The sequence below is a fragment of the Stappia sp. genome (genome assembly GCF_965276915.1).
Classification (GTDB): domain Bacteria; phylum Pseudomonadota; class Alphaproteobacteria; order Rhizobiales; family Stappiaceae; genus Stappia.
In genome coordinates this window covers 3,148,083-3,162,724 of the sequence record NZ_OZ255709.1, presented here as the reverse complement: position 1 = coordinate 3,162,724, position 14,642 = coordinate 3,148,083, and the positions used below count along the sequence as shown (strand labels likewise).

13 protein-coding genes are annotated in these 14,642 nt (G+C 66.2%); 7 read left to right on the top strand and 6 right to left on the bottom strand.

Translation table 11 applies throughout. The features are described 5' to 3' along the window. Positions 1-176: 176 nt before the first annotated feature. Both ACQY46_RS14645 and ACQY46_RS14640 read left to right on the top strand, forming a co-directional pair. Complete coding sequence (locus ACQY46_RS14645) at positions 177-626, top strand: hypothetical protein (protein ID WP_428696769.1); 450 nt, start codon at positions 177-179, stop codon at positions 624-626. 79 nt (positions 627-705) lie between these two features. Continuing rightward, the gene (locus ACQY46_RS14640; protein ID WP_428696768.1) at positions 706-1,056 is read left to right on the top strand and encodes a hypothetical protein; all 351 of its coding nucleotides are present in this window, start codon (positions 706-708) and stop codon (positions 1,054-1,056) included. A 222-nt stretch (positions 1,057-1,278) separates the two neighbouring features. Here ACQY46_RS14640 and ACQY46_RS14635 read toward each other — a convergent pair whose 3' ends face one another. Continuing rightward, a complete protein-coding gene (locus ACQY46_RS14635; protein ID WP_428696767.1) occupies positions 1,279-2,247 on the bottom strand; it encodes a cation diffusion facilitator family transporter in 969 nt (322 codons plus the stop codon). Positions 2,248-2,522: 275 nt separating this feature from the next. Between ACQY46_RS14635 and ACQY46_RS14630 the strand changes: the two genes are divergently transcribed. Beyond that, on the top strand, positions 2,523-2,894 hold the full coding sequence (locus ACQY46_RS14630) for a hypothetical protein (protein ID WP_428696766.1): 372 nt from the start codon (positions 2,523-2,525) through the stop codon (positions 2,892-2,894). Positions 2,895-2,921: 27 nt separating this feature from the next. Continuing rightward, complete coding sequence (locus ACQY46_RS14625; RefSeq protein WP_428696765.1) at positions 2,922-3,308, top strand: hypothetical protein; 387 nt, start codon at positions 2,922-2,924, stop codon at positions 3,306-3,308. 7 nt (positions 3,309-3,315) lie between these two features. Here ACQY46_RS14625 and ACQY46_RS14620 read toward each other — a convergent pair whose 3' ends face one another. Next, on the bottom strand, positions 3,316-3,948 hold the full coding sequence (locus tag ACQY46_RS14620; RefSeq protein WP_428696764.1) for a MarC family protein: 633 nt from the start codon (positions 3,946-3,948) through the stop codon (positions 3,316-3,318). 294 nt (positions 3,949-4,242) lie between these two features. Between ACQY46_RS14620 and gyrA the strand changes: the two genes are divergently transcribed. Then, positions 4,243-7,026 (top strand): DNA gyrase subunit A, encoded by a 2,784-nt coding sequence (gene gyrA, locus ACQY46_RS14615; RefSeq protein WP_428700495.1) that lies wholly within the window; start codon positions 4,243-4,245, stop codon positions 7,024-7,026. 87 nt (positions 7,027-7,113) lie between these two features. On the opposite strand, the gene ACQY46_RS14610 is transcribed toward gyrA, so the two are convergent. Then, on the bottom strand, positions 7,114-8,310 hold the full coding sequence (locus ACQY46_RS14610) for an MFS transporter (RefSeq protein ID WP_428696763.1): 1,197 nt from the start codon (positions 8,308-8,310) through the stop codon (positions 7,114-7,116). After that, positions 8,307-8,888, bottom strand: coding sequence for an NADPH-dependent FMN reductase (locus ACQY46_RS14605; protein ID WP_428696761.1), 582 nt, complete (start codon positions 8,886-8,888; stop codon positions 8,307-8,309). The genes ACQY46_RS14610 and ACQY46_RS14605 overlap by 4 nt, the downstream gene beginning before the upstream one ends. Before the next feature lie 75 nt (positions 8,889-8,963). Here ACQY46_RS14605 and soxR point away from each other — a divergent pair, with 75 nt between their 5' ends. Beyond that, a complete protein-coding gene (gene soxR / locus ACQY46_RS14600) occupies positions 8,964-9,431 on the top strand; it encodes a redox-sensitive transcriptional activator SoxR (protein WP_428696760.1) in 468 nt (155 codons plus the stop codon). Between the two features lie 39 nt (positions 9,432-9,470). Here the strand turns inward: soxR and ACQY46_RS14595 are convergent, their stop codons facing one another. Together ACQY46_RS14595 and ACQY46_RS14590 are read right to left on the bottom strand one after the other, a co-directional pair. Continuing rightward, positions 9,471-10,175 carry an imm11 family protein gene (locus tag ACQY46_RS14595; protein ID WP_428696759.1) on the bottom strand — a complete coding sequence of 235 codons (705 nt, stop codon included), beginning with the start codon at positions 10,173-10,175 and terminating at the stop codon, positions 9,471-9,473. 29 nt (positions 10,176-10,204) lie between these two features. After that, positions 10,205-10,783 carry a single-stranded DNA-binding protein gene (locus ACQY46_RS14590; protein ID WP_428696758.1) on the bottom strand — a complete coding sequence of 193 codons (579 nt, stop codon included), beginning with the start codon at positions 10,781-10,783 and terminating at the stop codon, positions 10,205-10,207. A 788-nt stretch (positions 10,784-11,571) separates the two neighbouring features. Between ACQY46_RS14590 and uvrA the strand changes: the two genes are divergently transcribed. After that, entirely contained in the window at positions 11,572-14,577 is a 3,006-nt protein-coding gene (gene uvrA, locus ACQY46_RS14585; RefSeq protein ID WP_428696756.1) for an excinuclease ABC subunit UvrA, read from the top strand. The last annotated feature ends 65 nt before the right edge of the window (positions 14,578-14,642 follow it).

Genomic DNA, 14,642 nt, shown 5'->3' with positions numbered 1-14,642 from the left:
ATTTGCCGTCGCGGCGCCAGCCAGCGGACGTTTCATTGTTTCCCGGACGGCGCGAGCGAATGTGCATTGCCACCTGGCGGCGCGATTGAAGAAAAGCCGGATACGCACCATATGCGGGATATCGGGTTCAGCCGGGGGACTGGCGCAGACTTGGGCCGATGCCATGCAAAGAGCGCATGGCAGCCATGTTTATTTGTGCCCGGCTATCATTTAACTCCCTGAAACCGTTCACGAAACCTGTACTCTCCGTTCACGCTTTTCTGAAGCGGGGGGATATTGCCGTGGGCTCCAAAAGCGCCCATATGACGCTCATGATGACGATTCACAAAATTCATCAGCTGTCGCTACCGATAGCCATGTGGGGCGCCGGCATCGCCGTGTTCGCCACCACGCTCAGTCTCGGCGTCGCCTTCTCGGACGTGGAAGCCTCCGTCGAGGCGCTCGAGCAGCAACCGGCGATGACGCAGTCCCGCGCCATCGCCTCGACCATCGAGCCCGCATGCGAGGGCATTATTTTCCGCGAGGAGGACCCGGACTGCTTCAGCGGAGGCCCGGCTTCCGAAGCGGCGCCGATGCCCACGCTCGCGGCCGAACCGGCACGTTCGTCCCAATCCGCCGGATCGTGACGCAGGTCACGGTTTCCTTGCCGGTCCCGGGGCATTCTGGCCCCATCAAAAGACGGTAACCAGCAGGGACGTGACGACAATGACCTTCATTTATGACGAGCACGAACAGCATACCCACCGCATCCGCGACCTGGCCATCGCCACCGTCGCAGCCCTTGCAGTCTTCGGAGGCATGGTGAGCATCGCCCACTCGATCCGCACCGCTTCCGCCAGCGCTGTCGAGGCTCCGGTCGTGGCCGCCAAGACCGACCGCATCGCCTCCGCACTGCCGGGCGCATGCAACGGCGAAAGCTGGGGCAACTGGTCGCCGGCCTGTGTCGCGGCGATCAGCGGCAATGGCAGCACGCGCCAGGTGCGGTTCGAAACCTTCGAGGCCCGTCAGCCGGCCGCCAACACATCCGTCCTGGAGCGCGTTCCCGCCAACTCGTAAGACGGATCGCGGGAAACGATCCGGCCGCAAGACATGACTGCAAAAGGCGACGCCCTGCGAGACGCAGGCGTCGCCTTTGCCGTTTCAGGGGCCAGGGCGCTTCAGGGGCCAGGGGGCTTCAGGGGCAAGGGCGCTTCAGGGACCGCAAATCCCGCCAGGGGTCCGAGCCGGGCGGCGCTCAACCCTCCCCGCCCCCATCAGCTCCTCCGTTCGCTCTCCCACTCACGCCCCGTCCGGGCCGCCGGCGAGCGCGCTCCGTTCAGCCGCCAGCATCTCGTCATGGTGATGGCTGGCCTGCACCTCGATGAAGACCCGGCGGACGATCGGGAACCGGTCCTTGATGCCGATCTCCAGCGCGTGGATCGCCTCCTCCACCTTGCCGGCGGTGAGGTTGTTCTCGAAATCGATCGACAGGGCGAGCAGAACGTCCTGCGGGCCGCGATGCAGGGTGCGGATCTCGTTCATGCGATCGACGGTCGGCGTCGCCTCGACAAGCGCGCGGATGGTCTCCACGACTTCCGGATCGGCCCCCTCTCCCACGATCAGCCCCTTGGTCTCGTAGGCAAGGAAGGCGGCGGTCGCCGCCAGGATCAGGCCGATGGCGACGGAGGCGGCCCCGTCCAGCCAGGGAAGATCGAATATCTGCACACAGGCCAGGCCGATCAGCGCCACGAGGAGGCCGGCCATGGCGGCGGTGTCCTCGAACAGCACGGTGAAGACGGCCGGGTCCTTGCTTTCGCGCACGGCCTGCAGCACGCCGCGCCGGCCGCGCGAGCGGTTGAACTCCTTGTAGGCGATCCACCAGGCAACGGATTCGAAGACGATGGCGAGCCCGAGCACGACATAGGCGATGATCGGAGAGGAGATCGGATGCGGATGCAGGATCTTCTGCACCCCCTCGTAGATGGAGATGCCCGAGCCGACGGCGAAGATCAGGATGGCGACCACGAAAGCCCAGAAATAGAGCTCCACACCATAACCGAAAGGATGTTTTTCATCAGCAGGCTGCGAGGATTTCTTCAACCCGTACAGGAGGAGACCCTGGTTGCCCGTGTCGACCAGCGAGTGAATGCCTTCCGACAGCATCGCCGAGGAGCCCGTATAGGCGGCGGCAAAGAACTTGGTGACGGCGATGAGCGCATTGCCGACCAGAGCGGCATAGATGACTTTCTTCGAACCGGTCGCCGCCATGCGGGCTTCCTCCTGTGCTGTGCCTGCCGATACGTTCGAGGAACGCGCGGACGTGAAACGGCGTGACTCGCAAGTTCCCGCGCCGGGCGCTAATGAAGGACGTCCAGCCCCGGAAGATCAACCCGCAGGAGAAGACATGACGATGACACGGCGGGCGCGGGCTCCCCGTCGCGTGGACGTCTCTCCGCCTGGTGGGCACCGGGGCATGTCGGATACAGGTCGCTTTTGCAGGCTCTGCCTCTCATCGGCAAATATCATGCAATGAACAGTCGGAATTGAAAGGCAGTACCGTGAAAAATCTTTGGAGCGCTATTGCTATTTCGTTCGCGGCGCCTGCGTTCGCAGGCGATCTCCTGTATTTTTCGGCAGATGGCCATCAGTACAGATATTCAAACAACGAGAACGGTGCCGTTCTTCAATCCGTGAACCCGATCTCTCGCTTCAAGGGACAAGGAGCCGCGACGGAAATCGTCACTGGGACAGAAACCATTTACCTTGGAAAATCATGTGATGCCTATTCCGAGTTTTTCGGAAGTGGCACCTGGGGATGGGCGAATGGAGGCTTCATCGTCGACTTCCAGAAGGGGGCGGTGCGCTTCCCGCGCCAGGAAATCGACGTTCCGAGCGGTATGCATTGCCGGCTTTGAGACCACCCCGCAGGAGGAGACATGACGATGACAGGCCCTGCAATCCGCCCTCTCCTTGCCGGTTTCGCGGCGGCGGGCATCTGGATTTCGGTCTCTGCGGCGCAGGCCGGCGAGGCCGACGTGCTCGCCGCAAGGGCCGAACAGGCGGCCGACGGCACGTGGCGGTTCGAGGTGACGGTGGCGCATGAGGACGAAGGCTGGGAGCACTATGCCGATCTTTGGCAGGTGCTGGCGCCGGACGGCACGGTGCTCGGCGAGCGGGTGCTGGCCCATCCGCATGTGGAGGAACAGCCCTTCACGCGCGCACTCGGCGGGGTGGCGATCCCGGACGCGACACGCAGCGTCGAGATCCGGGCGCGCGACAGCGTGCACGGGTTCGGCGGCCGGCGCGTAAGCGTGGAGCTGCCGCGCTAGATCCGGCTCAGCCGGCGGCGATCATGGCGCGCACGCCATCGGCGATGAACTGGATCGACAGGGCGGCGAGAAGCACGCCGAGAAGCCGGGTGATCACCACGGCGGCGGTGTCGCCCATCAGCCGCTCTATCCGGTCGGCGAGCAGGAACGAGACGAAACAGCTGCCGATGATCACCAGGATCACGCCGACAAGGCCGGCGAGCGAAAACGTGTCGGCGGCCTGCGACGACAGGAGGATGACCGCGCTGATCGCCGCCGGGCCCGCGATCAGCGGGATCGCCAGCGGAAAGACGGCAACGTCATGCAGCTCTTCCTGATGGGCCACGGCCTTCTCGGCCGTCTCCGACTTGCGCCGGTTACGCTTCTCGAAAACCATCTCGATGGCGATGATCAGGAGCAGCAGTCCGCCGGCGATCTGGAAGGCCGGCACGGAGATGCCAAGCACGCCGAGAACGCCCTTGCCGGCAAACAGGAAAAGAAAAAGAATGCCGCCGCCGATCAGCGTGGCACGGATCGCGATGCGCTTGCGCGTCTGCGCCGTGGCCCCGGCCGTTACGGCCAGGAACATCGGCGCCAGCCCGACCGGATCGATGGTCACGAACAGCGTCGCGAAGGCATTGACGAGATAGTCCGGCACCATTTCGCAGCCCCCCAAACGACTCGGCTGGCCCCCTTATATCAACGAAAAGTCACGCTGTCGGGCATGGCCGGCCACCCGCTTCCCCAAGTTTCCCCAGGGATATATTCAAGGCATTGTTTTAATTGTATTTTTTTGCCCTCCAAACTGGTGTCATAATTTGGATGTGAACGCGGAATCGTCTATAAGACGGGTTCAGATTCAACAAGTGCGAGAGATCCCTTGACAGATCGGGACACGAACGCTCCGTCGGGCGGCCTGCCGTCCGACATCCGGCCGATTTCCATTACCGACGAGATGAAGCGCAGCTATCTCGACTACGCGATGAGCGTGATCGTCAGCCGCGCCCTGCCGGACGTGCGCGACGGGTTGAAGCCGGTGCATCGGCGCATTCTCTATGCGATGCACGAGAGCGGCTACGACTGGAACAAGGCCTACAAGAAGTCGTCCCGCGTCGTCGGCGACGTGATGGGTAAATATCACCCGCATGGCGACAGCGCGATCTACGACGCCCTGGTGCGCATGGCGCAGGACTTCTCGCTGCGGCTGCCGCTGATCGACGGCCAGGGCAATTTCGGCTCGGTCGACGGCGACCCCGCCGCCGCCATGCGTTACACAGAGGTGCGCCTGGAGAAGGTGGCCCACAGCCTTCTTGCCGACATCGACAAGGACACGGTCAACTTCCAGGACAACTACGACAATTCCGAGAGCGAGCCGGTCGTCCTGCCGGCAAAGTTCCCGAACCTTCTGGTCAATGGCGCCGGCGGCATCGCCGTCGGCATGGCGACCAACATCCCGCCGCACAATCTCGGCGAAGTGATCGACGCGGCCATCGCGCTGATGGACAATCCGGCGATGACCACGGCCGAGCTGATGGAGATCGTGCCGGGCCCGGATTTCCCCACCGGCGGCATCATCCTCGGCCGTTCCGGCATCCGCTCCGCCTACGAGGTGGCGCGCGGCTCCATCGTCATGCGCGGCCGGGCCGAGGTGGAGGAGATCCGCAAGGACCGCTACGCCATCATCATCACCGAGATCCCCTACCAGGTGAACAAGGCCTCGATGATCGAGAAGATCGCCGAGCATGTGCGCGAGAAGCGGCTGGAGGGCATTTCCGACATTCGCGACGAGTCCGATCGCTCCGGCATGCGGGTGGTGATCGAGCTGAAGCGCGACGCGGTCGCCGACGTGGTGCTCAACCAGCTCTACCGCTACTCGGCGCTGCAATCGACCTTCGGCGCCAACATGGTGGCGCTGAACGGCGGACGGCCCGAGCAGCTCGGCCTGAAGGACATGCTGAGCGCCTTCATCGCCTTCCGCGAGGAGGTGATCGGCCGGCGCACGCGCTTCCTTTTGAAGAAGGCACGCGACCGCGCCCATGTGCTGGTCGGTCTCGCCATCGCGGTCGCCAATATCGACGAGGTGATCGCGCTGATCCGCACCGCGCCGGACCCGGCGACGGCCCGCGGCCAGTTGATGGAGCGCCACTGGCCGGCACGGGACGTGGAGCCGCTGATCCGGCTGATCGACGACCCGCGCCACATGGTCGGCGAGGACGGCACCTACCGCCTCTCCGAGGAGCAGGCGCGCGCCATTCTCGACCTGCGCCTGCAGCGCCTGACGGCACTTGGCCGGGACGAAATCGCCGACGAACTCAACAAGATCGGCGAGGAAATCCGCGACTACCTGGAAATCCTGCGCTCTCGCGCGCGCATCCTCGACATCATCCGCGAGGAGCTGACCTCCGTGCGCGACGAGTTCGCAACGCCGCGGCGCACCGAGATCATGGACGGCGGCGCGGACCTCGAGGACGAGGATCTGATCCAGCGCGAGGAGATGGTCGTCACCGTCAGCCATGCCGGCTACATCAAGCGCGTGCCGCTCGACACCTACCGGGCACAGCGGCGCGGCGGCAAGGGCCGCTCCGGCATGTCGACCAAGGACGAGGATTTCGTCACCCGCATCTTCGTCGCCAACACGCACACGCCGGTGCTGTTCTTCTCCTCGCGCGGCATCGCCTACAAGATGAAGGTGTGGCGCCTGCCGGTGGGCGGACCGACCTCGCGCGGCAAGGCCCTGGTCAACATGCTGCCGCTGGAACAGGGCGAGCAGATCACCTCGATCATGCCGCTGCCGGAGGACGAGGAGGCCTGGGGCAATCTCGACGTGATGTTCGCGACCCGTCGCGGCACCGTGAGGCGCAACAAGCTCTCCGACTTCACGCAGATCAACAAGAACGGCAAGATCGCGATGAAGCTGGAGGACGGCGACGGGATTGTCGGCGTCTTCACCTGCACCGAACATGACGATGTGCACCTGACCACCTCTCTGGGGCAGTGCATCCGCTTCCCGGTGACGAGCGTGCGTGTCTTCGCCGGGCGCAATTCCGTCGGCGTGCGCGGTGTCGCGCTGGCTGCGGGGGACGAGGTCATCTCGATGTCGATCCTGCGCCACTTCGACTGCACGGCGGAAGAGCGTGCGGCCTATCTGCGCTGGCGCCGCCTGATGCGCGGCGAGGCGGACGATGCCAACGGCGAGAACGGGACCGAGACGGGCGGCGATGACGAAGCGGTCCCGGCCGGGGAACTGAGCCAGGAGCGCTACGCCGCGATGAGCGCGGCCGAGCAGGTCATCCTGACGGTTTCGGAAAACGGCTACGGCAAGCGGTCTTCTTCGTTTGAATACCGGGTGACAGGGCGCGGCGGCAAGGGCATCACCGCGATGGCCGTGACCAAGCGCAACGGGCCGCTGGTCGCCTCCTTCCCGGTGGAGGACAACGACCAGATCATGCTGGTGACCAATGGCGGCCAGCTGATCCGCTGCCCGGTGGACGGGATCCGCATCGCCGGACGCGCCACCCAGGGCGTTACCGTCTTCAACACGGCCGAGGGCGAGGAAGTCGTCTCCGTCGAGCGTGTTTCCGACGAGAGTGGCGAGGCGGATGTCGAGGACCTTCCGGGCGTCGACGGCGAGACCGGCGGCACACCGGCCGAGGGCGGAACCGCTGATGGCGACACTGCCGGCGACGGACCGCAGGACGATGCGCCCTCCGGAAACGATGGTCCCTCGGACGAGGGCTGACGCCGACCGGCGAGAGCGAAACGGAACTTGGAAAAAGGGCGCGGAGAGTGATCTCCGCGCTCTTTTTCCTGCCGTGCAACAGCCGGCTCAGCCGGCCTGGTGCAGGGCCCGTTCGCGGGGAAGCCGCAGGCCGACAAGGACCGTCACGCTGAGGGCGGCAAGCACCAGGGCGGCGACGCGGAACGCATCGACATAGCCGATCGCCTCCACCGCCGGCTGCATGGCAAGCGGCGAGATGAACTGCCCGAGGAAGATGCTCGTCGTCAAGGCGCCGCTCGCCAGCCCGCGCCGCGCCGGCGGCGCGACATCGAGCGCAGCGGCAATGAACCCGGGCAGCACAAGGCCGAAACCGCAGCCGACGAGGGCGACGGCCGCGGCAATGACGGGAAGCGACAGCGCGGCGGACAGCAGCAGGAAACCCGCGCCCATCACCGTAAAGCCGAGCGCCGGCGTGCCGCCAGGTCCCATCCGCCGGCGCAGGGCGCCGAAAGCGAAGGCCGCGCATCCGGCGGCCAGCGGCACCGTGGCGACGACGATGCCGGCCGCGGCCGGTTCTCCGTGGCCGATCCGGGCCAGATGGAAGGGAACCTGCGTCGGCACCACGTAGAAGAGAACGAAGGTGACGCCGGCGAGAAACACGAGAAAGGACAGTTGCAGGACCCAGGGACCGGAGCCGCCTTCTCCCCCGTCCGTTCCGGCGGCGGGAGTATCGCGCGGCGGGCGCGTTGCCGGAATGGCGCGCCACAGGAACGGCAGGTAGAGGAGCCCCACCCCGTAGAGCGCGAAGACCCAAAACACGTTCACCCCTGCGAGCCAGCCGGCGAGGGCAACGAAGACGAAGCCGCCGAAATTGGTCGCCGCCATCTGAAAGCCCATGAACCGGCCGCGGGCCGCGCCTTCGAACAGGTCGCCGACAAGCGCCGCCTGGGCGGTCATCAGCATCGCCAGTGCCAGCCCGAGCAGCAAGCGGCTGGCAAGAAGCATGTAAAGGTCGGGCACTATCAGGCCGGCACTGCCCGACAGGGCGAACAGCGCCACCCCGGCCAGCAGGAACGGCCGGCGCCCGTAGCGGTCGACCGCCATGCCGGCAAATGGCGCGATGAGCGCCACCGTCAGCGACGGTGCCGTGACGAGCAGCCGGGTGAGCAGCGCCGCGTCGGGCGTTCCGGCGAACCAGGCCTCGATGCCCGGCAGGGCCGGGCTGATCGTGGCGTTGGAAAGGATCGTCAGCGACGCCGCAAGAAGCAGCGCCAGGGCCTGACGGTCGCGCAGGAGTTCCATCATGCGGCCCTCTTTTCATAGGGCCGCCTTTCGCGTGCGGCGCGCAAGGCATGACCCCACCAGGCGAGAGACGCACCGAAGGTCGCCATGGCGGCATCGGCCCTGGCCGCCTCGTCCGCATCCATCATCTCGCCGTCCTCGCCGAACCGGTTGAAGGGCATGGCGAAGCTGACCGTGTCACGCAGGGTCATCGCATGAAGCTCGGCAAAGACCGGGCGCAAAGTCTCGGACGCACGCAATCCGCCGGAAATCCCGCCATAGGAGATCAGGCCGACGGGGCGGGCCTGCCATTCGGCACTGGCGGCATCGATCAGCGTCTTCAGCGGACCGGGGGCGGCGTGATTGTATTCCGGCGTGACGACAACGAAGCCATCGAGGCCGCCCAGCCGCTCGCGCAGGCGGTCGGCGGCCGCCTCATCGCCGGTCTGCAGCGGCAACAGGTGCGGATCGCGCGGGTCGATGCGCCGCAGGGAAAAGCCCTGCCCTTCCAGGCGGCGGGCGGCCCAGCCGGCGATCCTGTCGTTGAAGCGTCCCTCGCGAATGCTGCCCTGGATGAGGCCGATCCGAAGTATGGCAGTCATGGCAATCTCCTTGCAAAACGGGTCGATGGTCGGCACCCTAAAGCCTCAACTATAGTTAAGGGCAAGGACGAAGTTTTGAAAAATAACCAGCAGAATCAAGCGCCGGAAAAATTTCTCACGGTCGGCATGCTGTCACGGCGCAGCGGTGTGCCGGTTTCCGCCATCCATTTCTACGAGCGAAAAGGCCTGATCCGGTCGGAACGGGACGCGTCCAACTATCGCCGGTTCCCGCGCTCGGTGCTGCGGGTGCTGGCGGTCATCAGGGTGGGACAGGGGGCGGGCATCCGGCTGGAGGAGATCCGCCAGAGGCTCGGCGATGCGGCGCAATCCTCGACGCTTACCGCAAGCGACTGGGCGCGCATCTCGGCCGGCTGGGAGAGCGATCTCAACACGCGGATCGCCGCGTTGAGCCGGATGCGCGACCGGCTGACCGGCTGCATCGGCTGCGGCTGCCTGTCGATGGCCTCGTGCCCGAGCATCAATCCGGGCGACCGCGCGGCCGGCGACGGGCCGGGCGCCCCCGGCCTCGACGGGCGGGTGTAAGGAGCCCGCCGGCTCGGCGCGCGCGGTGCGGGGGCAAGCCTATTTAAGAAGGCAGCGGGTGCGCGGTGCCCAGATCATCACCTCGTCCCTCACCGCGTCCCAGAACCGGTCCGAGCAGGTGTATTCGGAGCTTTCGCCGACCTTGGTGCGCCACAGGTGCCGTCCCTCGATCTCGCTTCGCCGCAAGGTGCAACGCTTGCCTTCGGTTGGGGACAAACCTCCACCACCGATCCCGTTCTCCCCCTGTATCCAGCCCTCGATACCGTACCCCATCCAGAAATCGGTCTCGGCGACGACAAGGCAGTCGACCAGCGGTGGCGGTAGCAGGATGTAATGCTCGCCATGCTCTGTGCGCCCGGCGATTTCCACCGTGCTGTGGAGGTCGATCGGCAGGAAGCGATGCACGCCAGGCTCGAGGTTCTCCAGAAGGTCTCGAATCTTCGGAGTGATAAACAGGAGCGCGGCCAGAAAGCCGAACACTGCAGGGATACCGGTTGTGCCCCCAAAGCGAGCCTCGATGATCATCCTTGGTTGTCGCGGAAGCGCAGCGATCTCCGCGTCGGAGAGCATGTCGCCTGAGAGGCGCGCCTGTGTTCTTTCGTCTATTTCCGGCTCGAACGGAAAAAACCCTTTCGGGTTTCCTCCAACCAGAGAATGGCGCAGCACATAGGCGTCCTTCATCGGCCGGCGGCCGGCAAGGCTGATCAGCTCGCCGGTCCGATCCGTTCCGGAACGGGACACCATCGGTCCCGACCTCCCGCCGGCCGCCCCGCTCAGAACGGGATTTCGTCGTCCATATCGCCCGGGCCGCCGAAGCCGCCGCCCGAGGACCCGCCGCCGCCGGAGCTGCCGCCCGATCCGCCGCCATAGCCGCCACCGGAACCACCGCCCGAGCCGCCGCCATAGCCGCCACCGGAACCACCACCCGAGCCGCCGCCATAACCGCCGCCGGACGAGCCCTCGTAGCCGCCCTGCCCGCCGCCGCCGGCACCACCTTCGCCGCGCCCGTCAAGCATGGTCAGCGACGAGTTGAAGCCCTGCAGCACGATCTCGGTCGAATAGCGGTCCTGACCGGACTGGTCCTGCCACTTGCGGGTCTGCAGCTGGCCCTCGACATAGATCTTCGATCCCTTGCGCAGGAAACTCTCGGCGACCTTGGCAAGGCCCTCGTTGAAGATCACCACCCGGTGCCACTCGGTGCGCTCCTTGCGCTCGCCCGAATTGCGGTCCTTCCAGGTTTCCGAGGTCGCCACGCGAAGGTTGACCACGGGGCGTCCGTCCTGCATCCGACGAACCTCCGGGTCCGCTCCCAGATTGCCCACGAGGATCACCTTGTTGACGCTTCCCGACATCGTTGTCTCCTTGTTCGCCGGACAGGCCGGTCTTTTTTCCGCCGGCGCGGCATTGCCGGCCGCCTGGTCCGTTTCGCCGGATGGTGCCGGCGCTGATGTTCCTGTCGCCGGGTCGCCCCGGCCGTCCCCACGACATTAGCCCCGGGCGGGAGCCCGGCGAAAGGCCCGCGCGGGCGCAAGACCGGTGCCCGCGCTCATTTTGGCGTTTATCCACACTTGCGGGGGCAAAACCGGCGGACAGCGCCACCCGCAGCCGGTACGGCCGCCGGTTTCAGCCATCTTGCGGAACCATACATGTTCCTGATATGTTCACGCAATCGGATTCGCCCCCGGACACGTAGAGAACACCGGATCATCAACAGGACAAGACCGGTTGCCGGCCGGGTCATCGGAAAACGGGGGCTGGCGGTTGCCGCCGCCGGCCGGGCCACCGATATGTGGTTCGACGCGCGGGAGGCCGCAAACGCGCAACGCGGATTGCGGAAGGACGGATTACCTAACGATGCGGCGAGCGCCGGACGAGGTACGCAAGCCGGGAACCGCAAGACGGGGAACCGCAAGGCAGGGAACGCAAGCCGGGAGACGCAAGCCGGGGAACGAACGCTGCCAGACACGGAATCGACGGCGGCCGGTGCTTGTCGTAGAAGATCATCAACGGCCTGCCGCGCCATTCACGCCGGGGCGGCAGGCCAAGCAGGAAATCAATTCTGGCGTTCAGCCCCGCGCCCTCCCGCGCGGAAGGGAATGCCGCGCGCCGCAAGGCCGTCATCCAGGGACACCGCACGCACATGCCGAAGTCGCGTTCGACCTCAACGCCGCCCGTTTCCCCCGCCTCCGCCGCCGACCGGCGGGTGATCAGCGTACGTGGCGCGCGCGAGCACAATCTGAAGAATGTCGATCTCGACCTGCCGCGCGACGCGCTGATCGTGATGACCGGCCTTTCCGGCTCGGGCAAGTCGTCGCTCGCCTTCGACACGATCTATGCCGAGGGCCAGCGCCGCTATGTCGAGAGCCTGTCGGCCTATGCGCGCCAGTTCCTGGAGATGATGCAGAAGCCGGATGTCGACCAGATCGACGGGCTGTCGCCGGCGATTTCCATCGAGCAGAAGACGACCTCGCGCAACCCGCGCTCCACCGTCGGCACGGTGACGGAGATCTACGACTACCTGCGCCTGCTGTTCGCGCGTATCGGCGTGCCCTATTCGCCCGCGACCGGCCTGCCGATCGAGAGCCAGACGGTCAGCCAGATGGTCGACCGGGTGCTGGCCCTGGAGGAAGGCACGCGGCTCTACCTGCTGGCGCCAGTGGTGCGCGGGCGCAAGGGCGAGTACCGCAAGGAACTGGCGGAGCTCATGAAAAAGGGCTTCCAGCGGATCAAGATCGACGGCGAGTTTCACGAGATCGCCGAGGCGCCGGCGCTCGACAAGAAGCTGAAGCACGACATCGACGTGGTCGTCGACCGCATCGTGGTGCGCGAGGATATCAGCGGGCGGCTGGCGGATTCGCTGGAGACGGCGCTCGGCCTCGCCGACGGCATCGCGATTGCCGAATATGCCGACCGGCCGCTGCCGGAGCGCGATGCCGACGCGGTGCTGCAGAACCGCAACGAGACGCATGAGCGGATCGTCTTCTCGCAGAAATTCGCCTGCCCGGTTTCCGGCTTCACGATTTCGGAGATCGAGCCGCGGCTGTTCTCCTTCAACAACCCCTTCGGCGCCTGCCCGACCTGCGACGGGCTGGGCACGACGCTCGCCTTCGAGCCGGACATGGTGGTGCCGGACCAGACGCTGACCCTGCGCGAGGGCGCGGTGCTGCCCTGGGCCAAGACCGGCTCGACCTCCCCCTATTACGCCCAGACGCTGGAAGCGATCTGCCGCCATTTCGACGCGTCGATGGCCACACCCTGGTCGGAGCTGCCGGAGGCGGTGCGCGACACGATCCTCAACGGCTCGGGCAAGGAGAAGATCGAGTTCACCTATGATGACGGGGTCAGGAGCTACCGTACGGCGAAGACCTTCGAGGGCGTCGTCGGCAATATCGAGCGGCGCTGGCGGGAAACCGACAGCGACTGGGTGCGCGAGGAACTGTCGCGCTACCAGTCCGACCGCCCCTGCCCGGCCTGCGGCGGATACCGGCTGAAGCCCGAGGCACTGTCGGTGAAGATCGCCAGACGGCATGTCGGCGAGATCGCGCAACTGTCCATCCGCGATGCGGCCGAATGGTTCGAGGCGCTGCCGGCGCAACTGACCGACAAGCAGTCGGAAATCGCACTGCGCATCCTCAAGGAAATCCGCGAGCGGCTGAAATTCCTCAACGATGTCGGCCTCGACTACCTGTCGCTGTCGCGCAATTCCGGCACGCTTTCGGGCGGTGAGAGCCAGCGCATCCGGCTCGCCTCGCAGATCGGCTCGGGGCTGACCGGTGTGCTCTACGTGCTCGACGAGCCCTCGATCGGCCTGCACCAGCGCGACAATGCAAGGCTGCTCGATACGCTGAAGCACCTGCGCGACCTCGGCAACACGGTGATCGTCGTGGAGCATGACGAGGACGCGGTGCTGACCGCCGACTATGTGGTCGATATCGGCCCGGGCGCCGGCATCCATGGCGGCGAGATCGTCGCCCGGGGCACGCCGGCGGAAATCCTGGCAAACCCTGCCTCTCTGACCGGGCAATACCTGTCCGGCGCGATGGCGATCCCGATGCCGGAGGGGCGGCGCAAGCCGAAGACGCGCCGGCAGATCCACGTGGCGGGCGCGCGCGGCAACAACCTGAAGAACGTCTCGGCCGACATCCCGCTCGGCACCTTCACCTGCGTCACCGGCGTTTCGGGCGGCGGCAAGTCGACCTTCCTGATCGACACGCTCTACAAGGCGGCGGCGCGGCGGCTCAACGGGGCGCGCGAGACGCCGGCGCCGCATGACCATATCGACGGGCTGGAACTGCTCGACAAGGTGATCGACATCGACCAGTCGCCGATCGGGCGCACGCCGCGCTCCAATCCGGCCACCTATACGGGCGCCTTCACGCCGATCCGCGACTGGTTCGCCGGGCTGCCGGAGGCCAAGACGCGCGGCTATGCGCCGGGGCGCTTCTCCTTCAACGTCAAGGGCGGGCGCTGCGAGGCCTGCCAGGGCGACGGCGTCATCAAGATCGAGATGCACTTCCTGCCCGATGTCTACGTCACTTGCGACGTGTGCAAGGGCAAGCGCTACAATCGCGAGACGCTGGAGGTCGAGTTCAAGGGCAAGTCGATCGCCGACGTGCTCGACATGACGGTGGAGGAAGGGGCGCGGTTCTTCTCCGCCGTGCCGGCGGTGCGCGACAAGCTGGAGACGCTGGCGCGGGTCGGCCTCGGCTACATCAAGGTCGGCCAGCAGGCGACGACGCTTTCCGGCGGCGAGGCGCAGCGCGTCAAGCTCGCCAAGGAGCTGTCGAAGCGCGCGACCGGCCGCACGCTCTACATCCTCGACGAGCCGACGACGGGCCTGCATTTCCACGACGTGGCAAAGCTGCTCGAGGTGCTGCACGAACTGGTCGAGCAGGGCAACACGGTGCTGGTCATCGAGCACAATCTCGAGGTTATCAAGACCGCCGACTGGATCATCGATCTCGGCCCCGAGGGCGGCGATGGCGGCGGCACGATCGTGGCACAGGGAACGCCGGAGGATGTCGTCGAGGTGGAGGCAAGCTATACCGGGCGCTTCCTCCGGGAGGTGCTGGAGCGGCGACCGTCGCGGCGCGGCAAGGACCGCGCGGGCGAGCGCTCCGGTGAACGCATGAGCGCGGCGGAGTAGACGACGGCGCCTGTCGTCCGCCAACGACAAGACGAGTTCGGCGCGGCGGCCGGCGCAGGAGGCTC